General features: G+C 67.3%; 24 protein-coding genes. 14 read left to right on the top strand and 10 right to left on the bottom strand.

Going from position 1 to position 25,537, the window contains the following annotated elements:
* Positions 1-14: 14 nt before the first annotated feature.
* Positions 15-1,112: an OpgC domain-containing protein gene (gene opgC / locus G7Y82_RS02950; protein ID WP_168146492.1), complete on the bottom strand. Its 1,098-nt coding sequence runs from the start codon at positions 1,110-1,112 to the stop codon at positions 15-17.
* Between the two features lie 89 nt (positions 1,113-1,201).
* Here opgC and G7Y82_RS02945 point away from each other — a divergent pair, with 89 nt between their 5' ends.
* The 3 genes from G7Y82_RS02945 (at position 1,202) to G7Y82_RS02935 (ending at position 6,105) form a co-directional block, all read left to right on the top strand.
* Entirely contained in the window at positions 1,202-3,688 is a 2,487-nt protein-coding gene (locus G7Y82_RS02945; protein ID WP_168146491.1) for an ABC transporter permease, read from the top strand.
* A gap of 93 nt (positions 3,689-3,781) precedes the next feature.
* A complete protein-coding gene (locus G7Y82_RS02940) occupies positions 3,782-4,975 on the top strand; it encodes a hypothetical protein (protein WP_168146490.1) in 1,194 nt (397 codons plus the stop codon).
* Complete coding sequence (locus tag G7Y82_RS02935; RefSeq protein WP_168146489.1) at positions 4,972-6,105, top strand: HupE/UreJ family protein; 1,134 nt, start codon at positions 4,972-4,974, stop codon at positions 6,103-6,105. The genes G7Y82_RS02940 and G7Y82_RS02935 overlap by 4 nt, the downstream gene beginning before the upstream one ends.
* An 81-nt stretch (positions 6,106-6,186) precedes the next feature.
* Here G7Y82_RS02935 and G7Y82_RS02930 read toward each other — a convergent pair whose 3' ends face one another.
* Both G7Y82_RS02930 and G7Y82_RS02925 read right to left on the bottom strand, forming a co-directional pair.
* A complete protein-coding gene (locus G7Y82_RS02930; RefSeq protein WP_168146488.1) occupies positions 6,187-6,441 on the bottom strand; it encodes a hypothetical protein in 255 nt (84 codons plus the stop codon).
* 11 nt (positions 6,442-6,452) lie between these two features.
* On the bottom strand, positions 6,453-7,913 hold the full coding sequence (locus tag G7Y82_RS02925) for a DUF4331 domain-containing protein (RefSeq protein WP_206370241.1): 1,461 nt from the start codon (positions 7,911-7,913) through the stop codon (positions 6,453-6,455).
* Positions 7,914-8,174: 261 nt separating this feature from the next.
* Between G7Y82_RS02925 and G7Y82_RS02920 the strand changes: the two genes are divergently transcribed.
* On the top strand, positions 8,175-9,152 hold the full coding sequence (locus tag G7Y82_RS02920; protein ID WP_168146487.1) for a malate dehydrogenase: 978 nt from the start codon (positions 8,175-8,177) through the stop codon (positions 9,150-9,152).
* Between the two features lie 163 nt (positions 9,153-9,315).
* Here the strand turns inward: G7Y82_RS02920 and G7Y82_RS02915 are convergent, their stop codons facing one another.
* Positions 9,316-9,999: a PadR family transcriptional regulator gene (locus G7Y82_RS02915; RefSeq protein WP_168146486.1), complete on the bottom strand. Its 684-nt coding sequence runs from the start codon at positions 9,997-9,999 to the stop codon at positions 9,316-9,318.
* 150 nt (positions 10,000-10,149) lie between these two features.
* Here G7Y82_RS02915 and G7Y82_RS02910 point away from each other — a divergent pair, with 150 nt between their 5' ends.
* The 3 genes from G7Y82_RS02910 to G7Y82_RS02900 are packed head-to-tail and all read left to right on the top strand — an operon-like array spanning position 10,150 to position 12,288.
* Positions 10,150-11,112, top strand: a complete 963-nt coding sequence (locus G7Y82_RS02910) for a magnesium transporter CorA family protein (protein WP_168146485.1) — start codon at positions 10,150-10,152, stop codon at positions 11,110-11,112.
* A 55-nt stretch (positions 11,113-11,167) separates the two neighbouring features.
* A complete protein-coding gene (locus G7Y82_RS02905) occupies positions 11,168-11,602 on the top strand; it encodes an antitoxin Xre/MbcA/ParS toxin-binding domain-containing protein (RefSeq protein ID WP_168146484.1) in 435 nt (144 codons plus the stop codon).
* Positions 11,602-12,288, top strand: coding sequence for an RES family NAD+ phosphorylase (locus tag G7Y82_RS02900; protein WP_168146483.1), 687 nt, complete (start codon positions 11,602-11,604; stop codon positions 12,286-12,288). Before G7Y82_RS02905 ends, G7Y82_RS02900 begins: the two co-directional genes overlap by 1 nt.
* A gap of 9 nt (positions 12,289-12,297) precedes the next feature.
* On the opposite strand, the gene G7Y82_RS02895 is transcribed toward G7Y82_RS02900, so the two are convergent.
* Together G7Y82_RS02895 and G7Y82_RS02890 are read right to left on the bottom strand one after the other, a co-directional pair.
* Positions 12,298-12,735 carry a DUF3465 domain-containing protein gene (locus G7Y82_RS02895; RefSeq protein ID WP_168146482.1) on the bottom strand — a complete coding sequence of 146 codons (438 nt, stop codon included), beginning with the start codon at positions 12,733-12,735 and terminating at the stop codon, positions 12,298-12,300.
* 84 nt (positions 12,736-12,819) lie between these two features.
* Entirely contained in the window at positions 12,820-13,308 is a 489-nt protein-coding gene (locus tag G7Y82_RS02890; RefSeq protein ID WP_168146481.1) for a DUF4442 domain-containing protein, read from the bottom strand.
* A 180-nt stretch (positions 13,309-13,488) separates the two neighbouring features.
* Between G7Y82_RS02890 and G7Y82_RS02885 the strand changes: the two genes are divergently transcribed.
* The 4 genes from G7Y82_RS02885 to G7Y82_RS02870 all read left to right on the top strand — a co-directional run bounded on the left by G7Y82_RS02885 (position 13,489) and on the right by G7Y82_RS02870 (position 18,325).
* On the top strand, positions 13,489-14,058 hold the full coding sequence (locus G7Y82_RS02885) for a hypothetical protein (RefSeq protein WP_168146480.1): 570 nt from the start codon (positions 13,489-13,491) through the stop codon (positions 14,056-14,058).
* Between the two features lie 92 nt (positions 14,059-14,150).
* The gene (locus G7Y82_RS02880) at positions 14,151-15,155 is read left to right on the top strand and encodes a chorismate transformation FkbO/Hyg5 family protein (protein WP_168146479.1); all 1,005 of its coding nucleotides are present in this window, start codon (positions 14,151-14,153) and stop codon (positions 15,153-15,155) included.
* Between the two features lie 156 nt (positions 15,156-15,311).
* Complete coding sequence (locus G7Y82_RS02875) at positions 15,312-15,971, top strand: outer membrane lipoprotein carrier protein LolA (protein ID WP_168146478.1); 660 nt, start codon at positions 15,312-15,314, stop codon at positions 15,969-15,971.
* 8 nt (positions 15,972-15,979) lie between these two features.
* Positions 15,980-18,325 carry an MMPL family transporter gene (locus G7Y82_RS02870; RefSeq protein ID WP_168146477.1) on the top strand — a complete coding sequence of 782 codons (2,346 nt, stop codon included), beginning with the start codon at positions 15,980-15,982 and terminating at the stop codon, positions 18,323-18,325.
* Between the two features lie 22 nt (positions 18,326-18,347).
* Here the strand turns inward: G7Y82_RS02870 and G7Y82_RS02865 are convergent, their stop codons facing one another.
* Positions 18,348-19,175: a siderophore-interacting protein gene (locus G7Y82_RS02865; protein ID WP_168146476.1), complete on the bottom strand. Its 828-nt coding sequence runs from the start codon at positions 19,173-19,175 to the stop codon at positions 18,348-18,350.
* An 83-nt stretch (positions 19,176-19,258) separates the two neighbouring features.
* On the opposite strand from G7Y82_RS02865, the gene G7Y82_RS02860 reads away from it, so the two are divergent.
* Positions 19,259-19,885, top strand: a complete 627-nt coding sequence (locus G7Y82_RS02860) for a PadR family transcriptional regulator (protein ID WP_168146475.1) — start codon at positions 19,259-19,261, stop codon at positions 19,883-19,885.
* Between the two features lie 15 nt (positions 19,886-19,900).
* On the opposite strand, the gene glpK is transcribed toward G7Y82_RS02860, so the two are convergent.
* Complete coding sequence (glpK, locus tag G7Y82_RS02855) at positions 19,901-21,373, bottom strand: glycerol kinase GlpK (RefSeq protein WP_168146474.1); 1,473 nt, start codon at positions 21,371-21,373, stop codon at positions 19,901-19,903.
* 213 nt (positions 21,374-21,586) lie between these two features.
* Between glpK and G7Y82_RS02850 the strand changes: the two genes are divergently transcribed.
* Positions 21,587-23,023, top strand: coding sequence for an MFS transporter (locus tag G7Y82_RS02850; RefSeq protein ID WP_168146473.1), 1,437 nt, complete (start codon positions 21,587-21,589; stop codon positions 23,021-23,023).
* A gap of 7 nt (positions 23,024-23,030) precedes the next feature.
* Here the strand turns inward: G7Y82_RS02850 and G7Y82_RS02845 are convergent, their stop codons facing one another.
* Both G7Y82_RS02845 and G7Y82_RS02840 read right to left on the bottom strand, forming a co-directional pair.
* The gene (locus tag G7Y82_RS02845; protein WP_168146472.1) at positions 23,031-23,768 is read right to left on the bottom strand and encodes an anti-sigma factor; all 738 of its coding nucleotides are present in this window, start codon (positions 23,766-23,768) and stop codon (positions 23,031-23,033) included.
* The gene (locus tag G7Y82_RS02840; RefSeq protein ID WP_168146471.1) at positions 23,765-24,322 is read right to left on the bottom strand and encodes a sigma-70 family RNA polymerase sigma factor; all 558 of its coding nucleotides are present in this window, start codon (positions 24,320-24,322) and stop codon (positions 23,765-23,767) included. Before G7Y82_RS02840 ends, G7Y82_RS02845 begins: the two co-directional genes overlap by 4 nt.
* Before the next feature lie 135 nt (positions 24,323-24,457).
* Between G7Y82_RS02840 and hemB the strand changes: the two genes are divergently transcribed.
* Positions 24,458-25,450, top strand: a complete 993-nt coding sequence (gene hemB, locus G7Y82_RS02835) for a porphobilinogen synthase (RefSeq protein ID WP_168146470.1) — start codon at positions 24,458-24,460, stop codon at positions 25,448-25,450.
* Positions 25,451-25,537 lie beyond the last annotated feature (87 nt).

The raw sequence follows: 25,537 nt of genomic DNA, 5'->3' as shown, positions 1-25,537 counted from the left end.
CGCCCGCGCCGGCCTCAATCGCCGGCATCGCGGCGTCGCTGCTGATAGCGCCAGGCGATCCAGGTCAACACCGTGAAGGTGACGATCAGCACCAGCAGTTGCTGGACGTCGTCGAGCGGCACACTGTCGTCGGCGATCAGCGCCAAGCTGCCGAGCACCAGCAGCAGATGCACGGCGAATACGGACAGCGACGCGCGGCCGAGCATTGCCAGCCAGCGCAGGCCACGGAACAGCATCGGCACCAGCCACGACGCGGTGATCGCCAGCATCGTGAAGTCGAGCAGGCGCAGCGGCCGCAGCGTCGGCTTGCCGAACCAGTACATGTCGCGCGGCGGCCAGATGCCGCCGAGGTTGTGGTACCAGGCGAGGAAGCCGAGCACCGCGATCGCGGCCGCCGCGCGCATCATCGGCGAGACCTCGAGCTGCGGGCGCAGCTTTGGGTCGTTGCTGGCGGCGCCAGCCCACAGGCCACCGATCCACAACAGCTGCCAGCCAAACCAATTGAAGCTGCCGAGCGCCTGCTCCGGAATCGGCACGTAGATGCCCGTGGCAGCATTGAAGCCTTCGAGCAGCAGGCGGCGCCCGCCACACTGCGCGAACAGCCAGATCAGGCCGGACAACAACAGCAGCTTGCGCCAGCCGTCGCGGCGGGCGGCGCCGAGCACCCACGGCGTGGCGAGCACGAAGACGATGTACATCGGCAGGATGTCGAGCAGCGGCGGCTGGTAAACCAGCAGCGGCGCCGTCCACAGCGCCACTTCCGGCGCCGTGAAATAGAAGTCGAGCAGGTTGTACAGCGCCGGCCGGTGTCCGTAGGCGCCGATCGCCGCAATCACCGTGAATGCGAACGCCAGCAGACCCAGATGCCACAGATACAGACGACCGGCGCGGCGCAGCAGGATCGAACGCACCGCGCGGTGCTGACCGGCAGCAAGCTTGCGCGCATAGATCGCGCCGGTCAGGAAGGCCGACAGGAACACGAAGCCGTCGGCGGCCGAGACGAAGCCGAACGCCTGGCTGCTGTAGAACGAGAACCGCGTCGGCAGGTGCGTCAAGGTCATCAGCACCAGCAACAGGCCACGCAAGGCATCGAGTTCGAGTCTTCGTTTCATCGGCGTCGGCCGACCCGCTTTGTGGGACATCGCAAATTACGGCGGATACGGGGCGCTGACAAGGACCGTTTCGCGAGGCTGAGCGGCCGATGAACGCCTTCGTTTTCGCCGTCCGTCGCCTGCGCCGTGGCTGGCGCTCCGGAGAGCTGCTGATCGTCGCACTGGCGCTGGCCATCGCCGTCGCCGCGGCCGGCTCGGTGCACCTGTTCACCGAGCGCGTGCGCCTGGCGATCGGCGAGCAAAGCGGCGAGACGCTCGGCGCCGACCTGGTCTTCCGCTCGCGTGATCCATTGCCGGCGACCCTACACGAGCATGCCCAGCAAGCCGGCCTACGCCTGACGACCAGCACCGAATTCAGTAGCGTCGTGTTTCACGGCGACGCCACGTCGCTGGCGTCAATCAAGGCGGTTGGCGACGGCTGGCCACTACGCGGCACGCTGCTGCTGTCCGACCAGCCGTACGAGCCCAGCCATGCGGCGCATGGCATCCCGCCGCGCGACACGGTCTGGGTCGACGCGCAGCTCTGGCAGGACCTGCGTCTGCAACCCGGCGCGACGCTGCAACTCGGCCGCCTGCACGTCACGGTTGGCGCCGTCATCGCGCAGGAACCCGGCCGCGGCGCCGGTTTCTCGGACCTCGCACCGCGGGTGATGATGAACGCCGCCGACCTCGACGCCAGCGGCCTGCTCGGCGTCGGCAGCCGCGCCAACTACAAGCTCGACGTCGCCGGTGACCGCGATGCAATCGCGGCGCTTCGCGACGCCGCGCTGCCCGACGGCGTGAAGCTGACGACGCCACAGGATGCACGGCCGGAAGTGCGCCGCTCGATCGAGCGCGCCGGGCAGTTTCTCGACATTGCCGTGCTCGCCGCGACGCTGCTGGCCTGTGCGGCCGTGGCGCTGTCATCGCGCCAGTACGGTGAAAAGCTGCGCGACGAGATCGCGGTGCTCAAGTGTCTGGGTGCGCGCCGCAGGTTTCTGACCCGCGCACTGCTGTTGCAGCTGCTGCTGCTCGGCCTGGTTTCGGGCTTGGTCGGTGCCGTGGTCGCGTATGGCGCGCAAGCGGTGCTCGCCGCAGTGCTCGGCGGACTGATGAAGCTCGATCTACCGCCGGCGCCGTGGCTGCCGCTGGTTGAAGCGATCGCGGTCGGCCTGCTGCTGCTGCTCGGCTTCGCCGCGCCGCCGATGCTGGCGGCGCGCAACACACCGCCGCTGCGCGTGTTCCAACGAACGGAGGCCGGATCGGCGGCCACGCGCAGCATCACCGTCATCGCACTGGCGACGTCGGCGGCGCTGCTGTGGTTTGCGACCGGCGACGTGACGCTCGCCGCCTGGGTGCTGGCCGGCGCCGCGGCGACGTTGCTGGCACTGGCGCTGACCGCTTGGCTGCTGGTACGCGCGCTGACGCCGCTGCGACGCTCGGCCGGCGGCAGCTTCGCCTGGCGCTTCGGTCTCGGCAACATCGCGCGGCGCCGCGGCGCGACCATTGTCCAGGTCACGGCGCTGGGCCTGGCCTTGCTGGCACTGCTGCTGGTCTCGGTGGTGCGCACCGACCTGCTGTCGACCTGGCAGAAGAAGCTGCCGGCCGACACCCCCAACCAGTTCCTCATCAACATCCAGCCCGAACAGCGCGACGCACTGCAGGCGTTCTTCGCCAAGCACGGCTATCCCGATCTGCACCTGTGGCCGATGGCACGCGGCCGGCTGGTCGCGCTCAACGGCCAGCCGGTCAGCGCCGAGACCTTCACCGACCCGGAGACGCAGCGCTGGATCAACCGCGACTTCAACCTGTCGTGGAGCACCGTGCTCAACCCGGACAACCGCATCACCGAAGGCCAGTGGTGGGGCGAGGACGGCCGCGGCAAGAAACTGCTGTCGGCCGACGCCTATGCGATCGAACGCCTGCACCTGAAGCTCGGCGACACCATGACGCTGGACTTCGCCGGCGAGCAGGAGACCTTCACCGTCACCAATTTCCGCACCGTCGACTGGGACAGCTTCAATCCGAACTTCTTCCTGCTCGCGCCGCCCGGCGCAGTGTCGGACCTGGTGCCGCGCCAGTACCTGACCAGCTTCTACCTGCCGCCCGAGCAGCGCGGCCTGCTGCGCGAACTGGTGACGCAGTTCCCCAACGTCTCGGTGCTCGACATCGATGCGCTGATGGATCAGGTGCGCAGCATCATCGAGCGCATCGTCCGCGCCGTCGAATTCATCTTCGCGTTCACGCTGGCCGCCGGTCTGGCGGTGCTGCTCGCGGCGATCGAGGGCACGCGCGCCGAGCGGGTCCGCGAAACCGCGCTGCTGCGCACACTCGGCGCGCGCAGCGGCTTGATTGCACGCGGGCTGATCGCCGAATACGCGGTGCTCGGCGCCCTAGCCGGCGGCGTTGCAGCGATCGCCGCGCAAATGCTGGCCTGGGCGCTGGCCGACCACGTCTTTCACATCGGCTACGGCCCGCGGCCGCTGCTGTGGTTGATCGGCATGACCAGTGGTGCCGCCATCGTCTGCGCGCTCGGCTGGCTGTCGCTGCGCTCGACCTTGCGCACGCCGCCGAACACGGTGCTGCGCCAGGGCTGACCTGTCGCCCTGCATCCGCGGCGCCGCTCGCCGCGTATCTGACTCGCACGCAGACGAGTGACGATACGCATGGGGAGCCGCGGTACTGCAAGCATGATGCTGGGCCTGATGCTGGTGACCGCGCCGGCGGCAGCGCTGGAGGCGGTCCGCGCCTATGTGCCGGACCGCGACGCGACGGTGCTTGAGCGCGCCGCCGTCTCCAGTCCCAAACTGCGCGCGCTGCGCGCTGCGCGAACCGCCGCCGAGGCCGCGCCCGAAGACCCGAAGGCGGCCGTGACCTATGCGCGCCTGGCCATCGAACTCGGCCGCGAACAGGCCGATCCGCGCTTTTACGGTAATGCCGAGGCCGCGTTGTCGGCCTGGGACGCGATCGCCGCGCCGCCGCTGGACATCGCGTGGCTGCGCGCGGTCCTGCATCAACAGCGCCATGCTTTCGACCAGGCGCGCGCCGAGCTCGACGCGCTGCTGCAACGCGAACCGGCCTACGCGCCGGCATTGCTGACGCGTGCCGTCATCCATCTGGTCCAGGGCGACCCGACCGCGGCGCGACGCGATTGTGCGGCGCTGGTCGGACGCACTGGTGCGCTGGTGGTCGGGAGTTGCGCGGCCGCCGCAGCCAGCGTCAGTGGCCATGCACAGACCGCGCTCGACACCCTCGCGACACTCGACGCGCAAGCGCCGCACGACCTGCCGATCGATCAGCGTGCGTGGGCGCTGAGCCTGGAGGCCGAAATCAACGCGCGCATGGAACATGTTGCCGCCGCGCGTGCGGCCTTCGAGCGGGCACGCAGTGCCGTCGCTGCGGCCGGCAGCCATGATCCCTACCTCGACACTGCCGAAGCGGACTTTCTGCTCGACCAGCATGAGCCGGCGACCGTCGTCGCGCGTCTGCGCAGCCGGACGCGCGACAACAACGCCTTGCTGCGCCTGACCGAAGCCGAAGCGCAACTGCCGGACGCCGCATCACAGCAGTCCGCGGCTACGCACATCCGCATGCTCGGCGAGCGCTTTGCCGCGACACGGGCACGCGGCGAGGCGACGCATCGCCGCGAGGAAGCGCGTTACACGCTGGCGCTGCTGCATCGACCACAGGCCGCGCTGAAACTGGCGGCGGCCAACTGGCAGGTGCAGCGCGAACCGCTGGACGCGCGCATCTTCCTCGAATGTGCCGTTGCCGCGCGTCAGCCGGCGGCGGCGGCACCGGTGCTGACCTGGATGGCGCAAACCGGCATCGAGGATCCACGCCTGCATCGCCTCGCCGCGCAGTTACAGGGCCTGGCGTCTTGAAGCGCGCCAGCCGCCTGGCGCTCGGTCTGCTGCTGGCACTGGCCGCACCGGCGGCGGCGGCGCACGCATCGAGCAGCAGCTATCTGCAACTCGACGTCGACGGCGCCGCGCTGCAGGGACGCTGGGACATCGCCTTGCGCGATCTCGACTCGGCGATCGGCCTCGACGTCAACGACGACGGCGCCATCACCTGGGGCGAGGTCCGTCACGCCCGGGCGCGCATCGACGACTACGCGCTGTCGCGTCTGCAATTGCAGGGCGATGCGCGCAACTGCACGGTGCGCGTCACGCAGTTGCGCATCGCCGAACATGCCGACGGCCATTACGCCGCGCTCGATCTCGAGGGTCATTGCCCGCAAGCCGTCGAGCAACTGAGTCTCCGTTACCAGCTGCTGTTCGATCTCGACCGCCAGCACCGCGGCTTGCTGACTCTGCGTCTGCACGACGCGCTGTACACATCGGTGCTGGCGCCGGACAGCGGTACGGTGCGCTTTGGCGGCGACGGCCCGTCGGTCTGGCGCGTGTTCCGTACCTATTTTCACGAAGGCGTCTGGCACGTCTGGACCGGTCTCGATCACATGCTGTTTCTCGCCGGCCTGTTCCTGCCGGCGGTCTTGTGGCGTACGCGCAGCGGCTGGCAGGTGGCGCCGAACCTGCGCGGCGCCGTCTGGCAGACCGCCGGCATCGTCACGGCATTCACGCTGGCGCACGCGACGACACTGACGCTGGCGGCGCTCGGCTGGGTGCACTGGCCGTCGCGCTGGGTCGAGGCGGCGGTGGCGGCGACGGTGGCGTTCGCCGGGTTCAACAACCTCGTGCCGCTGGTCCATCGACGTCTGGCGTGGATCGCTGCCGCGTTCGGACTGATCCACGGCTCGGCGATCGCCAGCGCACTGATCGATCTGGGGCTGCCGGTGACCGGCCGGGTCTGGGCACTGGCGGCGTTCAACTTCGGCGTCGAGGCGGCGCAGCTGTCGCTGGTCGCGGTCGTGATTCCGCTGACCTTCGCGTTCCGCCGCTCGGTGCTGTACCGCCGCGCCGTGCTGTTGCCGGGCTCGGTGCTGGTCACCGCGGTCGGCGTGCTGTGGTTCGTCGAACGTGCCTTCGCGCTGCGACTGCTATCGTTCTGATCCGTCCTGCTTACAAAAAAAGAGGCCCGCGAACGGGCCTCACGAGGGCACCCCCAACAACACTTGAGGCGGCAGTAACCTCTAGTACGCGCAGCCGGGGGTGAGTGTGGCGACCTGCACCAGCGCATCGCTGTCGCGAAACTGCACGGTGTTGATTTCATCGGGCTCGACGTCGTCACAGGTACGCCGCGCAACCTGATCGACCGCCAACTCCGGCACGCTGATCTGCGTGCCGGCCATCATGCCGCTACGGTTGTGATGGTTGTCGTCGCAACCGCTGAGCAGCGTACCGGCGGCAACGAGCCCGACGCTCAGCCACATCGCGTTCCTGATCATGGCGGGCCTCCTCAGGTCGACGGCGTGGTGGCGCCCGGCAGCGGCGTGCCGAGGTAAGGGAACACGGTCAGATACGACGCCGGATCCGGCAGCGCGCCGTCGTTGACCACCGCACCTTCGTTGACGACCGTCGGCGTGGCACCGCTGACGTCGCAGGTCTGCAGGCTGTTCGGATTGTCGGCGGTGATCGCCCCTTCGGCGACGGTCAACGCGATGTCGACGACATCGTCGACCGGGCGACGGCCATTCGGAAAACCACCGAGGTCGCAAGCAAGAAAACCGAGGTCCTTCTGCTGTGCGATCGGTTCAGCGGCAATCGCCGTGTTGAGGCGCAGCATCTCGCCCGGCACGGTCAGGTTGGCCGGCGCCGTGAACTTGAACGCGCTGCCGTTGACGGTGGCGGTGATGCCGGTGACGAAGGCCGCGAGCAGGTCGTTGCGCGGCGTCGCCGGCGGCGGCACGCCGAACAGCGCGTTGACCAGTACCGGCAGCGTCGGATACAGCACGTAGGTGCCGAAGTTGTCGACGTCGTTCTTCGGCTCGCTGGCGTTGAACTTGTCCTTGTCGGTGATGCCGATCACGACTTCGTTGACCAGCGGCGAGCCGAGGCGCGACACCTGGGTGTAGGCACCACCTTCGACCGCCGGCCCCTTGCCGGCGCTGCTCGCGGTCGGCCCGGTCGGCGTCGGATTGAGGATGCGCGACTGCGGCAGGCTGGCCGTGGTCCAGCCGCCGATCACCGGATCGTCGTTGGCAGTCAGACATGACGCCGGGACTTCCAGCGCCAGCGAGGTGACATTCTTGTCGGCGATCGCGTTGCTGCCCGAGTTGCGGGCCCCGAGCGGATTCAGATTGACGAGGTCGAAAACCTGACCGAGGTTGACGACGAAGCCGTCGTGCCGCTGTCCGACGAACACCCGTCCCGGCTCGGAACAGCCGGGAATGGCAATGTTGTAGATGAACTGCTGCGCGTAGCTGGCGTAGTCCGGTATCGACTTGCTGCCGATGTTGTCGGCCGGCTTGTCGAAAGTCGTCGCACCGCTGTCGCTGGCGATCGCCGACTTCATGCCGGTGCGGCGATCGCCGCGGATCAACGACAAGGTGTAGGTCTCGGTGACATTGAGGTTGGCGCCGTCCTTGTCGATGGCGCCGATGTTGTTGAGTGGCACCGCGACATCGGCGGCGGCACCGGTCGGAACCGCGAGCCCCTTGTAGGTGTTCTTGAAGCGGAACTGAAAGGTCAGATCCTCTTCCGAATCACCGTTGTTGTCGATGTGAATTTCGTAGAGCGCGGCCGGGTCGAGCTTGAAATAGTTCGGTCCGCCATAGGCGTCCTGCAGCGGCAGATAGTTGGCGATCAGGGTCACGTAGTCGCCACGCCCCTGTTCATACGACTTAAACATGTAGAAATCGCTGGCATCGACGCGCGGCATGCCGGCGATCATCGGCGCCTCGCGGTGACTCGATGCCATGGCGGCTGCCGGCAGCACGGCAAGACACAACACGCTGCAAAGCTGATTTCGCATCCGCATGAGATTCCCCTGATCCGTTTTCCTTGGTTGGTAACAGGGAATACGGCGGCGCGGCGCACACGGATGCGTCGACATGAAATTAATTTCATCTCGGGGCCTCTCACGCACCGTTTTGGGGGTTTTTCCCGCTCAGCGGCATGATTGTTTAGAATTGCGACCCCGTTTTCGAAGTCCCGCCCCTCACTCACGCGGAGTCAATACATGAAGAAGCCCGTCAAGGTCGCCATTACCGGCGCTGCCGGCCAGATTGCCTATTCGCTCATTTTCCGCATCGCCAGCGGTTCGATGCTCGGCCCTGATCAGCCGATCATCCTGCAGCTGCTCGACATTCCCGACTCGCTCGAAAAGCTCAAGGGCACGGTGATGGAAGTCGACGACTGCGCCTTCCCGCTGGTTCAGGAAGTGATCGCCACGGCCGACCCGATGGAAGCCTTCGATGGCACCGACTACGCGCTGCTGGTCGGTGCGCGTCCGCGCGGCCCGGGCATGGAGCGCAAGGATCTGCTCGAAGCCAATGCCAAGATCTTCTCGGTGCAGGGCAAGGCACTCGACGCCAAGGCCAGCCGTGACGTCAAGGTGCTGGTGGTCGGCAACCCGGCCAACACCAATGCGCTGATCGCACAGAGCAACGCCAAGTCGCTGGACCCGAAGCAGTTCACGGCCATGGTCCGTCTCGACCACAACCGCGCGCTGAGCCAGCTCGCCGCCAAGACCGGCACCAAGACCACCGACATCGAGAAGATGATCATCTGGGGCAACCACTCGGCCACCCAGTACCCGGACATCACCCACACGCTGGTCGGCGGCAAGGCTGCGGTCAACCTCGTCGATCAGGAATGGGTGGAAAAGGACTTCATCCCGACCGTGCAGCAGCGCGGCGCCGCGATCATCAAGGCGCGTGGCCTGTCGTCGGCCGCCTCGGCTGCGTCGTCGGCTGTCGACCACATGCGCGACTGGGCGCTGGGCACCGACGGCAAGTGGGTCAGCATGGGCATCCCGTCGGACGGCTCGTACGGCATCAAGCCGGGCGTCGTCTACGGCTATCCGGTGATCTGCGCCAACGGCCAGTACGAAATCGTCCAGGGCCTGCCGGTCAACGAATTCTCGCGCGGCCGCATGGACGCCACCGAGAAGGAACTGCGCGAAGAGCGTGCGGCGATTGAAGAGCTGTTGAAGTAAAGCCCGACACCCACCCGGCGAGGGCCGCGCGCAATGCGCGGGATCGCCGGCAGCGTGTCGGGCGTGCGGCGGTCACCGCGGCGGATTCGAGCCACGCGGCCTGCGCACAAAAAAGGGAGTCTCCCAACGGAGACTCCCTTTTTCTTTGAACGGCCGTCGCCCGTCACAGCGCGCGAATCTGCTCCGCAGCGCGCTCCAGAATCTCGGCAATCTGCTTCTGCTGCTCAGCCGAACCGCGAACCTTCTCGATCATCGCGGCCTTCAAGGCATGTCGCGCCTGGCGCAGCTCGGCCGCCATGGCCCCGCGACCCTCTCGACCGCCGCGACCACCCCGGCCGCGCGGGCCGAAGCCAGCGAACAGGCCGTCATCCTCGGCCTCGGCGCCCGAAAACGTCTCGCGCATTTGCGCCATGCGCTCGCCGATCCAGGCCAGCTGCTGCAGCAGGGCATCGACCGTCTCGCGCTGCGTTTCAAGCTGCGTCAGGCCGTCGTCGGTGATGTGGTAGCGCTTCTTCGTGCCCTCGAGCTGGACGCTCGCATACCCGATCTCTTCGAGATAGGTCAGCGCCGGGTAGATCACACCGGGGCTCGGGCTGTAATAGCCCTTGGATTTTTCTTCGAGGGCCTTGATCAGCTCGTAACCGTGGCCCGGCTTTTCGGCGAGCAGCGACAACACCAGCAGCTGCAGGTCGGCAGAACCGAGTTTGCGGCCGGCACCGAAGCGGAAACGACCATCGCCCATTTCCGGGAAGCCGTTGTCGAAACCACCGAAGCCGAAGAAACCGTGATGGCGGCCGCCGTGGCGGGCCGCGCGGATTTGATGAAAACGTTCGTACATGCCACGCATGGCTTTATCCTTTTGAGTCGTCTTTGTGTACTGAAAATATATCGTACGATATATCTATCGTCAAATATATCGCAGCGCCGCCGTCATATCGGCGGGCTGCCGTTCGCAGAGGGCTTGGCCGCCGAGGCCCGTCCTGCTTATGGTTAGCGTATGGAGCTCTATCACTTCGAAGACGGCAAACCGCCGCACCGCATCGACCCGAACCAGCCCCTGCCGGCCAACGGCTTTTTCTGGGCCGACTTCTTTCGCGACGAAGCGGCCGATTGGCCGTGCTGGGCCGAACCCAAGGTTCGCGCGGCGATCGACCCCCAGCACATCGAAGACAGCCTCAACAGTCGGCACCCGTCGTTCTTCGACGGCACGGCCGACTACGACATGCTGATCTTCCAGGGCCTGGGTCCCGGCGAAGCGCCGTTTCCGATCGAGCCGCGAACCACGGCGATGTTCATCTTCAAGCGCGTGCTGGTGACGATCTGCAACCACGACAGCGTCAGCGTGCAGCGCGTCCGCGCTCGGCTGTTCGACACACATGTGCGGCCGCCGGGCTCGCCTTTGCTGCTCGCGCATCTGCTGCTCGACACCATGGTCGACCGCTTCCTGGCAATCCGCGAACCGATGGCCGAGCAACTGACCGAGATGCAGGACGATCTGCTCGATCCGAATACCACCACCACCGACTGGAGCGCACTGCTCGACGCACGCAAGCAGGTGCGCCGCCTGGAAGCCTTGACCGAAAGCCAGGTCGAGGCGCTCGACGCCTGGCGTCGCGGCACACAGTTCGAGTGGAACAAGACCCTGCAGGTCCGCGTGCACGATCTCGTCGAGCACGTGAACCGTGTGCTCAACTACGCGAGTGGGCAGGAACGCGATATCGAAGCCGCAGTACAGCTGTACTTCGCCGCGGTCGCGCACCGCACCAACAAGATCATGCAGGTGCTGACGGTGCTGTCGGCGATCTTCTTCCCCCTGACCTTGATCGTCGGCATCTACGGCATGAACTTCGAGAACATGCCGGAGCTGCATTGGCGCTACGGTTACTTCTACGCACTGGGCCTGCTCGGCACCATCGCCGGTTCGCTGTACTGGTACTTCAAGACTCGAAACTTTTTCTAGGCCTGTTGCACAGAGTCCGGATCGGATTTTGATAGACTCCTGATCAGGAGTTCTCATGAAAACCGCATCGAGCTTTCCGAACACGCGCTACGATCCGGCGCCACTGATCGACCTGTCGCTCAAGTCCGAACGCGAGCGACTCAGCGGCGGCGCGGCCCGCGCATTCTTCAATCTCTGCGCGCACTGGCGGTTGCGCGACGACGATGCGCGCCAGCTCCTGGCGGTGAGCAACGGCCCCTTCTACCAGCTGAAGAAGGCACCGGCAGCCAAGGTGCTCGATGCCGACCGGCTGACGCGGATCTCCTGTTTGATCGGCATCTTCAAGGCCCTGAACATCCTGCACGGCGAGGCGCTGGCCGATGAGTGGCTGCAGCTGCCGAACAGCAACCGCATCTTCGGCGGCGCACGGCCGCTCGACTACATGATCCGTGGCGGCGTGCCGGCGATGCTGACGGTGCGACGCCTGCTCGACGGTCGGCGCGGCGGCTGATGTACGCGCCGCCTGTCCGCCGCGTGCAACGCCGCGGCACACACCGCCTGATTCCGACGCGCATGCGTCCCGGCGGCGATAGCGTGCTGGCGCGCATCGCCGATGACGACGATCACCTGGCCGAGCTGTTCGATCTCGATCACGCCACCAACGACCGTCTGCTCGCCGAGAACGATCTGGCACCGGGCATCGGCGTGCGCGAGCTGGTGTTCGGCATTCCGAACTATCGCATCATCAACGCCGCGTTCTGTCACCCGCACCCGCTCGGCGCGCGCTTCAACGGCCCCGAACGCGGCGCCTGGTATGCGGCATTCGAGCTGGCGACTTCGCAAGCCGAGGTGATCTTCCACAAGACCGTGCAGTTGGCCGAGATCAACCGCTACGACGACGAAGTCAGTTACGACGACTATCACGCCGACATCGACGCCGAACTGCACGACCTGCGCGACGATCGGCGCTGCGCGCCGTATCTGAAATCGGACAACTATCGCGCGTCGCAGGCGCTGGCCGAGCAGTTGCTCGACGCCGGCGCGCTGGGCGTCGTCTATCCCAGCGTGCGCCGCGACGGCGGCACCTGCCTGGCATGTTTTCGACCGGCGCTGGTGACGCGCGTGCGCCGCGCCAGAACCTATGTGTTTCGCTGGGACGGCTCGCCGAAACCGAAGGTCGTCATCCGCGAAGACTGAACGCCCGCTTCAGCGGTAGATGCGACTGCCATGCTGCAACCAGCCGTCGGCGTGGCGGCCGGCCGGATCGTGATGCGTCCAATGCACCAGCCCCCCCTGTGGATTCCAGATGTATTCGCCGCTGAACGTGACCAGATCGCCTTCGGCGAGATCGTCGATGCGCGGCGCCAGATCGATGTTGTGGACGATCAACACCGTCTGCCCGGAATCGAGGCGAAGCACGAAGCGCTGGTGCCGGCTGCCTTGGGTGTCGTCGCGCAGGATCGCCACGACATGGCCGCCGCCGCGCACCTGCAGACGTTCGGCATGATCGGCGAACGCCTGTGCCAGCGTCGCGTCGGACGGCAGCATCGCACCGTCGTCATGGCCGCGCCCACCCTCACCGCCGCGAGCGAACGCAAACAGCAAGCCGGCCACGAGCGCCGCCAGCACCAGCAGTTTTTTCATGATCGCATCCCGGTGCGTGTGGCCTGAGGGTAGCGCGAGCCTAGCCTGGACGAACCGCCGGGCGCGACCGCGCGCACGCGATGATCAATCGCGCTTTTTCGGCACCCAGGCCCAGGTCATCGTCGCCTCGATCGGCGGTTCGCCGCTGTCATCGACGATCCGCACCGGCACCACCAGATGGCCGCGCTCCTCATCCACCAGCCGCGCGCGCTGCGCGGCGTCGAGCATCGCCACCGCGCGCAGGCCGCCCTGGGTGCGGCGCTGATAGTCGACGTGCATGGACTTGAGCAACGGCAGCTTGTCGTCCGGCACGTTCATGCCGAACACCGCACCGGTCGCGGTTTCGGCGAGCAGCGCCATCGCCGCAGCGTGCACACCGCCGATGTGGTTCTGCACGCGGCGGCGGTTGGCCACCACCACCACCGCCTGCTCGACGGTCAAGGCCTCAAAGCGCAGGCCGGCGGTGCCAGCGAAGCGCACCTGGGAATTGAAGAGCAGCGTCGTCGCGCGGCGACGCAGCGATGCCGGCAGCGGCGCCAGCCAAGCCACCGCTTTGGCCAATCGGTTTGCCATGATCGTGTTCCGATGAATGTTTTTCCTAAACGAGCCGATGCGGCGACCCGACGGGCGCGACATCGCGCAGCCAGTCTGCGCGGTATCAATATGTAAGGTCTTTGGCGGCAGGGCCACTGCACGGTATCGGCGACAACACGGAATCGCTTATCGTTGGCCCAAGCCCTGATCCGCCCGCTTATGACCCCCGCACAAGCGATCGGCAGCCGCCGCATGTTGTGTCGCCCGCTCGCAGCGGCGGCCTTGTTCTTCGCCGGAGCGATTGCGGCGCAGACGCCGGCCACGCCCGCCGAAGACGCCGGCGACACGACGGCAGCCGCCGCCACCGCCTCCAGCACGCCGAGCGCTCCAACGCCGGTGACGCAGACGCCGCCCGCACCATCGGCAGCGGCGCCACGCGCGCGTCTCGATCTCAGCGTACCGGCGCACGCCGCCGACAAGCGCTTGCCGATCGACAATGCCGACGGCACCCCGGAAATCATCGTGCATGGCAAGCGCGACGCGATCGCCGACGGCGACCGCAAGCTCAAGGCCGTGACCGACGCACTGCCGTGCGGCGGCTGCGACAGCGACGCCAAGATTTATCACAACGTCGTGACGCGCAGCCTGATGTTCGTCGGCAAGGGCTTTCTGCCGACGCCACCGGACCCGACCGTCGAAAGCGGCAAGGACAAGGCCACCGACGCCTCGCGTGCCGACCTGTGCTCGCCGGAAAACATGTCGGTCTGCGGCGTCATCAACGCGCCGTAGCGCCGAAACCGCCACACCGCAGCCGCTGCGCACCGGACGCATCGCCGCGACACGACCGGCCGGCGCGGCGCACCGTTATGATGCGCCCCATCATGCCCGTTCCCATTTTCAACAGCCGCTCACTGCGACTGCTGCACGCCGTCCCCACCGCCGCCGATTCCGAAGCACTGCTCGGCCGCATCGACTTCGGTCTGGCACTGCCGCCAGACGATGACCCGCGCCGCGCGCGCGTCGGGCTCGAAGCACTGGGCGACGCCTGCGCCAGCGAATGCTGGATCAGCACGCTGCCGGTTCGCAGCGGCTGGCACGAAGGCTTCGGTTACGCCGAAAACGGCGAGGCGCTGTTCGCACAAATCCGCGTGCCGGAAGCCCAGCTGGGCGACCTCGAGGGCGCAACGCAGACGCTGTACCAGCGCCTCGGCCGCCTGCTGCACGACAGCGGCTATCCGCACATCGTGCGCATCTGGAATTTCCTGTCCGACATCAATGCCGGCGAAGGCGATGGCGAGCGCTATCGGCGCTTCACGGTCGGTCGCCACCGCGCACTGGCCGCTGCCGATTCGGCGTTTGAAGCGGCCCTGCCGGCGGCCACCGCCATCGGCACGCTCGAGCCGGACCTGGTGCTCTACCTGCTGGCGGGCCGCCACCCGGGCCTGCAGGTGGAGAACCCGCGACAGGTCAGCGCCTTCCGGTATCCGCGCGAATACGGACCCAAGAGTCCAAGCTTCGCACGTGCCACGCTGATCGGCGACGGCGACGCGGCGCGGTTGCTGGTCTCCGGCACCGCCAGCATCGTCGGCCACGAAAGCCGCCACGTCGGCGACCCGCAGCGGCAACTCGATGAAATCATCGCCAACGTCGACGCGCTGCTCGACAGCGCGCGTCAGCACCCACTGCCAGGTGCCGCCGCCGGCGCCCGCGTCGAATCGCTGAAACTCTATTTGCGCGGCGATCACGAGCCGGTCTACGCCAGCGCGCTGCTGCGCCATTTGCGCGGCGCCACGGACGACACGCCGTTGATGGTGCTGCGCGGCGATATCTGCCGGCGCGAGCTGCTGCTCGAAATCGAGGCGGTCTACGCGATCGACCGTGCATGAGCCGTATCGCGGTGCGAACGACCTCGTCACGCGGCTGCAGTAAGCTGAGCGTTCATTTTCGAGCGCATCGATGAGTGTTTCCAGCGTTGCGATGGCACCCCAGCACGTGAGGCGGACCGGTGGTCACCACGGTCAGCGCCGGGGCGGAGCTGCGCGATGATCGCCGCGAGCCTGGCGCTGGCCCTGCTCGCAGTGGCACAGAGTTCGGCGCTACCGACGCCGGTCAGCCCCGAAGCCGTGTTCGCGCACGGCACCGACGCCGCGCACGTCGCGCGGGCCCTGGCCACGGCCACCGTGCATCCCGGCGATACCCAGGTCTTCAGCGGCGACTTCGAGCAGGCGACGCATTTGCGCGGCCTGCCGAAACCGCTGCAGGCGCGTGGCAGCTTCCTGCTGATTCGCGATCTCGGCGTGATCTGGCACACGACCGAGCCGGCGGCGTCCGACCTGATCATGACGCGCGATGCGCTCGTGCAGCGCAGCGCGCTCGGCGCCCGCGTGCGCACCGATACGCGACGTCAGCCGATCGTGCGCAGCTGGACTCGGGTGCTGCCGGCGATCCTGTCGCTCGACGTCGAGCAGCTGGCGCGGCACTTCACGATGTCATTGCACGAAGCCGCCGACGGCGGCTGGCAGATCGGCCTGCGGCCACGCGAAGACATTGGCGCGACCAAGGCCATCGTTATCGCCGGACATCACGAACTCGAACACATCGAACTGTTCGAGCATGGCGGCGACCGCGTCACGCTCGACCTTCATGACGTGAGCCGCTCCATGTTGCCGGCCGATTCCACGCAGCGCGCACGCTTCGAATAGCGCCGACGATGAACAATCGCACGCGACTGCTGCTATGGAGCGCGATGATGATCGTCGCCGGTCTGTGGCTGGCATGGGCTGCCGGCTCGCGCTTGTCGTTCGAAACCGACATCAAGGCGATGCTGCCGCAGACCACGCCCGATGCGGTGACGCGCCACGCGTTGAAGCAGGTCGACGCGATCCTCGGCCGGCGCAGCCTCTATCTGATCGGTGCGCCGGACTTCGCGACCGCCGACTCCGCGGCACAAGCCTTCATCGCCACCCTGCGCGCGTCGCCGGCCTACGCCGATGCGCGTTTCACCCATGCGCCGTCGCATGCCGAATTCGCGCAGCTGTACGGCGACGCACAGCGTTTGCTGCTGACCGACCGCGATCGCCACCAACTCGAACAGCGCGGCGCCCAGGCCTACGCCGACGCCGAGTGGCAGCGCCTGTATAGCCCCGAAGTGCTGACACGCACGCAAGCGTTTGCCAGCGACCCCTTGCAGCTCTACGGACACTATCTGGCGCAGCTGGCGCCGGCCGGCGGCGCGCTGACCGCGCGCGACGGCAAGTTCGTGCTCGAGCGCGACGACGGCATCGACCTGCTGGTCAGCGTCACCCTGGCCGATTCACCGTACCGGCTCGATCTGCAGAAAGAAGCGATTCCGCCGCTGCGCAGCGCCATCGACGCGGCACGCGCGGTGTCGCCGTCGGTGACGCTGATCGGCTCCGGCGTCTTGCGTCGCGCCGCCGCCACCAGCGAACGCATCCGCCTCGAAATCATCGTCATCGGCGGGCTGTCGCTGACCGGCGTGCTGCTGGTCTTCATGTTCTGCTTCCGCTCGCCACGGCCGCTGCTGCTGGTGCTGCTGTCGCTGAGTGCGGCGATGCTGGTGTCGTTGGCCACGGTCGCCACCGTCTACGGCCGCATCCACATCGTGGCGCTGGTGTTCGAGGCCTGCGTGGTCGGCCTGGCGACCGATTATTCGATCCTGCTGTTCAGCGATCGCTATCGCGACGCGCAACCGTGGAACGGCCGCCTCGGACTGCGCCGCATCGGCCGCTCGATCGGCGTGGCGATGGCGTCGATGCTGCTCGCCTACGCTTCGTTCCTGGTTCCGGCATCGGCCGGGCTGCGGCAAATGGCACTGCTGTCGATCAGCGGCCTCGTTGCCGCTTATCTGACCGTCGTTTTGATCTACCCGGTATTGCTCGGCACGCCGGCGCCGGCCGCGCCGGCCATCGCCGCATGGCGCGATCGTCTGGGCCGCCTGCGCGCGCCACGTCGGCCGACGCTGGCCCTGCTGTTCGCGGCTGGCGGCATCCTGTTGATCGTCGGCGGCCAGCGCCTGCGCTTCATCGACGATGTCCGTGCGCTGCGCACCGAGCCGCCGGCGCTGCTCAGTGAGGAAAGTCTGGTCCGCGAGCGGCTCGGTACCGTGACCGACACGCGCTTTTTCCTCGTCGAAGGACGTGACATCGAAGCACTGCTGCAAAACGAGGAAACCCTGCGCGGACGGCTCGACGTGCTGCTGCAACGCCATGTGCTCGGTGACTACCGCGCGCTGTCGCAGTTCGTGCCGTCGGCACAGCGTCAGCGTGACGATGCGGCGCTGCTGGCAAAGACCGTCTATGCCGACGGCAGTCCGCTGGCCACCCTGCAGGCACGCCTCGGTTTTCCGGCGCAGGCATTTGCCCAACAGCAGGCGGCCTTCGAGGCCGCGCGGGCGACACATATCGATCTGGCGACAGCGCTGAACTCGCCGCTGGGGCCGCGACTGCGGGACCTGTGGCTCGGCAAGACCGGCCATGGCGTGGCGAGCCTGGTCCTGATCGGCGGCGTCGCCGACGACGGCGCGCTGTCGAGCGCCGCCGCCGGCCTGCCCGACGTTCGGCTCATCGATCGCGACGCCGACGCCTCGCAGGTACTGCAGCACTATCGCCATCTGGCGCTGTTCGGCCTCGGCGGTGCGCTGCTGCTGATCGCCCTGCTGCTGACGATGCGCTACGGCATGGGCGCCGGCCTGCGGCTGATGGCCGTGCCGTTCGGCAGCGGGCTGCTGACGCTGGCCACGCTGGGCGCCTTCGACGTCCCGGCGACGCTGTTCACGGTGCTGGCGCTGATGCTGGTCGTCGGCCTCGGTGTCGACAACGCCGTGTTCCTTTACGAGAACCGTGACGCACGGCCTATGGCGTTGCTGGCGACGAGCATCGCCGCGCTGGTCTCTTTGTTCGGCTTCGGCCTGCTGTCGGCGTCGGCGACGCCGTTCGTACACAGCCTGGGCCTGGGCGTGCTGCTCGGTACGCTCTACAGCTGGCTGTTGGCGGTGCTGGTCACCGCGGCGCCGCGTCAACCGTCGCCGGCGCCGTAACGACACGGCGCCGGCACGCAACTCAGTCTTCGATGTTCTCGTGCACGGCGGCATCGCCGTGGCGCCAGTACGCTGCGGCGCGCATCCACTGCGGCTGGGCACCGTGTTCGGCGATCAATTGCTGGCGCAGCGCCTTGGCAACGCGGGCCTCGGCCGCCACCCACGCGTAGTAGTCGCCGGTCGGCAGCGCGCGGCGACGCAAGGCGTCGGCCAGCGGCGCCGGATCGCCAGCCTCGGCGCCGCGACGATGCACCCAGCTCAAGGACACATCGGCCGCGCTCGGCAATTCGATCTGGTCGTCCGGACCGTCGACCTCAATCAACACCACCGCGCGGGCGCCAGCCGGCAATTCGGCGAGGCGACGGCCAATCGCCGGCAGCGCAGTGTCGTCACCGACCAGCAAGTGCCAGTCGAAATCCGTGGGAATGATGAACGAGCCGCGCGGCCCGCCGACGCCGAGGCTGTCGCCGGGTTTGGCCTGTTCGGCCCAGCGCGTCGCCGGACCCGCCTCATGCAGCGCGAAGTCGATCTGCAGCGAGCCGGCGGCGGCATCGTAGTGGCGCGGCGTGTAGTCGCGCATCGGCGGTCGCGGACCGCCGAAATCCGGACCGTTCGGCCCCATCGTCGGTACCTTCAACACGCCGTGGTCGTCCGGGAAGAACAGCTTTACGTGGTCGTCGAAGCCGGGGCTGTAGAAGCCGGCGAGGTCAGCACCCGCCAGGGTCACCCGTAGCAGATGCGGCGTCAGGTGCTGCACCTCGCGGACCTGCAGGTGACGGAAACGGATTTCATGCCGCACACGTTGCGGCTTGCGGTCGCCGCGCTCAGGCGCGGAAGCGGAGAGGCTCATGGGGATCGTCGTCTTGTCAGTTGTTCGTACGCCACAAACGATATATCGTTTATAAATATCGAGCAAGCCATTCCGAGCCCGCCATGAGACTTTTTGCCCACCCCGACCCTTCGTTTGCACCACGCGCCGCGCACGGGCGACACGGCCGCGACAAATCGCGGCTTGGCGATTTCGCGTCGGGTGGTTTCGGCGGACCAGGCTTCGGCCGCGGCGCTGGCGGAGGTGGTGGTGGTGGTGGCCGCGTCTTCGGCCCCGGCGATCTGCGCCTGGTGCTGCTGGCGCTGGTCGCCGAGCAGCCGCGGCACGGCTACGAGTTGATCAAGGACATCGAGCAGCGCTTCGATGGCGCCTACGCACCCAGCCCCGGCTCGGTCTATCCGACCCTGACCCTGCTCGAAGAGCTAGGCCATGTCAGCGGCGTCGCGTCGACCGGCAGCAAGAAGCGCTACAGCGTGACCGACGCCGGCCGCGCGTATCTCGACGAAAACCGCAACGCGGTCGATGGCGCAATGAGCCGCATGCGCCTGATCGCGCGCATGATGTCGGGCGCCGGCACACCACCGGAAGCGATCTACCAGGCCATGCACACGCTCAAGGCGGTGCTGAAGTTCCGCCGCGGCGCCTGGACACCGGCCGAAACCGAGCGCGTGCGCTCGATCATCGAGCGCGCCGCGCACGACATCGGTAGCGAGGGTGACAACGACGACTGAACGTGGCCGCCGGCGTCAGTTACACCGCACGCGAGCCACGGCATCGCGCCAGCCGACCAGCAACTGGTTGGCGCGCGCCGGGTCCATCTTCGGTTCGAAGCGGGTTTCGGACTGCCAGCGGCTGGCGATATCGTCGAGCGACGCGTAGACGCCGACCGTCAGTCCGGCCAGAAACGCGGCGCCAAGCGCCGTGGTCTCGACGGTCACCGGCCGCACCACTGGCAGCTGCAGCAGATCGGCGAGGCTTTGCGACAGCCAGTCGTTGACGACCATGCCGCCGTCGACACGCAGCTCGGTTGGCGCCAGCGCATCCTTGGCCATCGCGTCGAGCAGATCGCGGGTCTGATAACCCACCGACTCGAGCGCCGCGCGGACGATGTGCGCGATGCCGGAATCGCGGGTCAGGCCGAAGATCGCGCCGCGCGCTTCCGGGTCCCAGTACGGCGCGCCGAGGCCGGTGAACGCCGGCACCAGATAGACGCCGTCATTGTCCGGAATCGACTGGGCGAGTTTCTCCGTTTCGCCGGCCGCGCGAATCAGGTGCATGGCATCGCGCAGCCATTGCACGGCCGCGCCGGCGACGAAAATGCTGCCTTCCAGCGCATAAGTCGTTTCGCCGTTGAGACGATAGGCGATCGTCGATAGCAGGCGATTTTTCGAACGCTTGAACTCGCGGCCGGTGTTGAGCACCAGGAAGCAGCCGGTACCGTAGGTCGACTTGCTCATGCCCGGCTCGAAGCAGGCCTGGCCGATCGTCGCTGCCTGCTGGTCGCCGGCGATGCCGCCGATGCGAATCGGCCCGCCGAACAGCTCCGGCTCGGTCTGGCCATAGTCGGCGGCACTGTCGCGCACCTCCGGCAGCAGGCTGCGCGGCACCTTGAAGAAGTCGAGCAGCTCGTCGTCCCAGTCGTGCGTGACGATGTTGAACAGCGCGGTGCGCGACGCATTGGTCGCATCGGTCACGTGCAGCTGGCCACCGGACAGATTCCACATCAGCCAGGCGTCGACGGTACCGAAAGCCAGTTCGCCGCGCTCGGCGCGTTCGCGCGCGCCTTCGGTGTGGTCGAGCATCCAGGCCAGCTTGGTCGCCGAGAAATACGGGTCGAGCAGCAAGCCGGTCTTTTCGTTGATCCAGTCGTTGCGATCCTGGTGCTGCTGGCAGAACGCGCTGGTGCGACGGTCCTGCCAGCAGATGGCCGGGCACACCGGCTTGCCGGTCTTGCGATCCCACAGCACCGCGGTCTCGCGCTGATTGGTGATGCCGAGCGCGGCGATCTCATCGGCGGCCAGGCCGGCGTCGGCCATCGCGCCCTGCACGCAGGCGACGGTATCGTCCCAGATGTGCTGCGCGTCATGCTCGATCCAACCCGGCTTCGGGAACGACTGCGGCAGCTCGCGCTGCGCCACGCCGAGCTTGTTGCCGTCCGGGTCGAACACGATGGCGCGCGTGCTCGTCGTGCCCTGGTCGATCGCCAGCAAATGTTTCATGCGCTCCTCCTGATGAAAGCACTGGTCTGTTCTTATACCCGCCTTTGGTGAACGGGCGCAGCCCGCGCCCGACGTTGGACGGGTGGCAGACCGCGCATCACACATTCAGCGAAGCCGCGGCGAAAGCGGGCGATAATGTGCGTCGCGCCCGGCACGACGACGCCGGCGCCCTGCGGCGTTTTTTGACGCACGCCGACGCTCCCGACACCCGATATGCCCAGCCTGCCCTCAAGACTCCAGACCCGCGTCGTGCCGCTGATCGTGGCCTGTGCCCTGTTCATGGAGAATCTCGACTCGACGATCATCGCCACCGCGCTGCCGGAGATCGCGCGGGCGATGCACGAAGATCCGCTGCATCTGAGCCTGGCGATCACCACCTATCTGCTCAGCCTTGCGGTCTGCATTCCGGTGTCCGGCTGGGTCGCCGACCGCTACGGCGCCAAGCGCGTGTTCCGCGCCGCGATCATCGTCTTCACGCTGGGCTCGGTGTGCTGCGGGTTGTCGCAATCGATGCCGCAGCTGGTCGCTGCGCGCATCCTGCAGGGCATGGGCGGTGCGATGATGGTGCCGGTCGGGCGCCTGGTCGTGTTGCGCGTCATCCCCAAGTCGCAGCTGGTCGCGGCAATGTCGTGGCTGACGGTGCCGGCGTTGCTCGGCCCGATACTCGGCCCACCGGTCGGCGGTCTGATCGTCACCTACGCATCGTGGCGCTGGATCTTCTTCATCAACCTGCCGATCGGCATGCTCGGCTTCTGGCTGGTGACGCGCTATATCGACGACACTCCGCCGCAGCACGGCAAAGCACTCGATTTCGGCGGTTGGCTGGTGGTCGGCAGCGGCCTGGCGCTGCTGGTGATGGCCTTCGAGATGCTCGGCAAGAATCTGGTGCCGAACGCCGTGCTGTACGCGATGATCGGCGGCGGCCTGCTGCTGCTGGCGCTGTATGTGCCGCTGTCGAAGCGCCGCGAACAACCGATCCTCGACCTGCGCCTGCTACGCATTCCGACCTTCCGAGTATCGGTCGGCGGCGGCTCGCTGTACCGCGCCGGCATCGGCGCCTACACCTTGCTGATGCCACTGATGCTGCAGCTCGGCTTCGGCTACAGCCCGGCGGCGTCCGGCGCGACCACCTTCGTCTCGGCACTCGGCGCGATGGCGATGAAGACCACCGCGCCGCGCATCGTCCGCCGTTTCGGCTTCCGGCCCCTGCTGATCGGCAACGCCCTGGTCAGTGCGGTGTTTCTGGTCGGCTGCGCGCAATTCGGCGCCGCAACGCCACAGGCGATGATGCTTGGCTGGCTGCTGACCTACGGCTTCGTCCGCTCGCTGCAGTTCACCTGCATCAACACGCTCGGTTACGCCGACGTGTCGGAAGCGCAGATGAGCCGCGCGACCAGCTTTTCGAGCACCGCCCAGCAACTATCGCTGAGCATCGGCGTCGGTATCGGCGCACAACTGCTGAATTCGGCGCGCGCCTTGCGCGGCGGCGAAACGCTCGCCGCCAGCGACTTTCACGTCGCGTTCTATGTGATCGCTGCACTGACCGCTATTTCAGCCCTGCTGTTCAGACGGCTGTCGACCGACGCCGGCAGCGCCGTCAGCGGCCACCCGGAACGCAGCGCGGCAGCAGCCAGCAGCCGCCCGTCCTGAAGCGATCCTACAGCGCGACGACCGGCGAGGTTGCCAGCACCGGACCGGTCGGCAGGCCGGTCGGCGAGCCGCCCAGCGGTTCGCGACTGACCGCGATCACCGGCTTGGCCGGCATCGTCACGCCGGCCGGCATCGGCATCGACCCCCGGCCGGTCACCGGCATGATGCCGAGTGCGACCGGCTTGCCGTCGTCGCCGATTAGCCACAGCTCCATGCTTTCCTTGCGGGTGTCGGCGCCGAAGTCGCCGCGCGCGATCACGCTGATGCGGCGCTGATCCGGGTTCATCGCCACCGTCCAGACCGCCGCGCCCTGGTTCAGCGACAGCATCGCCACGTACGGTGGCTTGGCCGCCACCACCGGCGGCGGCGCGGCCGGCGCCGCATGCTGACGCTGGTAGAGTTGCAGCGACACTGCGACGAACGCCGCGCTGGCGGCCACTGCCCAGGTCTGCCAGATCCACAGCGAGCTGCGCGGCCGCGCCGTCGGCACCGCGGTCGGCAAAGATGTGACGGTGTCGCGCTGGATGCGGCGCTCGATCTCGGCCCAGACGATGTCGCGCGGCGGCACCGGCTGACTGCTGGCCAGCAGCGGCGCGAAACGCGCTTCCCAGTAGCGCAGCTCGATGAGCAGGTCGGCGCGCGTCTGCAACAGCCGCGTGAAGCGGCGCCGCGCGGCGCCGGTCAGCGTGCCGAGCGCGTACTCGGCGGCGAGCATCTGCTTGAGGCGGACGTTGTCGTATTTCATGCGTCGAGACAGTCGCGCAATTGCGCGAGCCCCCGGCGCACCCAGCTCTTGACCGTGCCCAGCGGCGCCTTCAGCACCGTCGCCAGCTCGGGATGCGTGTAACCCTCGTAGTAGGCCAGCAGCACGCTGCGCCGCGGATCCGGCGCCAGCTCATCGAGACATTCGGTGAGCCGACCCATGCCTTCACCTTCGACCGCGCGCGCTTCCGGGTCGACGGCTTGGCCATCGGCGAAGGTCATCGGCGGCGCCTCGTCTTCTTCCGGCATGCCGATCTCCGGGCGTTTGGCGCGCAGCAGGTCGAGCGCGCGATAGCGTGCGATCGTCTGCAGCCAGGTCAGCGGCGCGCCCTTGTCCGGGGCGTACTGCTCGGCCTTCTGCCACACCTTGAGATAACAGTCCTGCAACGCTTCTTCCGCCCAGTCACGACGCTCGAGAATACGGATCAGGACCGCAAACAGATGCGCACTGGTGGCGTTGTAGAGTTCGCGGAACGCACGCTGATCGCCGGACGCCGTGTCGGCGAGCAGGCGACCCAACACGGCGGCATCGGTCATGGCGCACGAATTCGGTGAAAGTTGCTGGCAGTGTAAGGGAAGCCGCACACAGTCTGGAACTTGACCTGAGACAGGGGCGCACGGCGGTCGAGCGGTATAATCGGCGCCCCCGATTCTGCAACCGGAAAGTTCATCGTGACGCTCGGTTCCTTCCCCCGCACGCGCCTGCGCCGCAATCGCCAGGCTCCCTTCGTCCGTGAAATGGTGCGCGAGACGCGCATGACGCCGGGGCAGTTCATCCAGCCGCTGTTCGTCGCCGAGGGCAAGCAGAAAGGACCGATCGCGGCGATGCCGGGCCAGACGCGCCTGGATCTCGACGAGCTGATCAAGGAGTGTGAGGCGCTACTGGCGCTCGGCGTCGGCTGCGTCGCGCTGTTCCCGGTCACGCCGCCGGAGCGCAAGACGCCGGAAGGCGAGGAGGCGCTGAACCCGGACAGCCTGATGGTGCGCGCGATCAAGGCGATCAAGCAGAGCGTGCCGAACATCGGCGTACTCGCCGACGTGGCGCTCGACCCTTACACCAGCCACGGCCATGACGGCGTGCTCGATGCGCACGGCTATGTCGACAACGACCGCAGCCTCGAAATCCTGCGCCGTCAGGCGCTGATGTATGCACGAGCCGGCGTCGACATCGTCGCGCCGAGCGACATGATGGATGGCCGCATCGGCCAGATGCGCGATGTCTTCGAGCGCGACGGTCAGAAGAACACCATCATCATGTCGTACGCCGCCAAATACGCGTCGGCGTACTACGGTCCGTTCCGCGATGCGCTGGGCTCCAGCGCCAATCTCGGCAAAGGCGGCAAGGAGACCTACCAGATGGACCCGGCCAATACCGACGAGGCGCTGCGCGAAGTCGCGTTCGATCTCGACGAAGGCGCCGACATGGTGATGGTCAAGCCGGGCATGCCGTATCTCGACATCATTCGCCGCGTGAAGGATGAATTCGGCGTGCCGACCGCGGCCTATCAGGTCAGCGGCGAGTACTCGATGCTGCAGGGCGCGATCGATCACGGCTGGTTCGACGAGAAGAAGGTCGTGCTCGAATCGCTGATGTGCTTCCGCCGCGCCGGCGCCGACATGATCCTGACCTACTTCGGCAAACGCGCCGCACAGTGGCTGGCCTGAGCCGCATCCACGACTGCTGACAGGACGACGTCAGGAGCAGCGGCGGATACTGCCGGCATCCGGGGGCGCATCCTGCGCCCTCATCGT

The sequence above is a fragment of the Solimonas marina genome, from assembly GCF_012241385.1.
Classification (GTDB): Bacteria; Pseudomonadota; Gammaproteobacteria; order Nevskiales; family Nevskiaceae; genus Solimonas; species Solimonas marina.
Note: the sequence above shows the minus strand (reverse complement) of the source record. Positions and strands in the feature narration are given on the sequence as shown.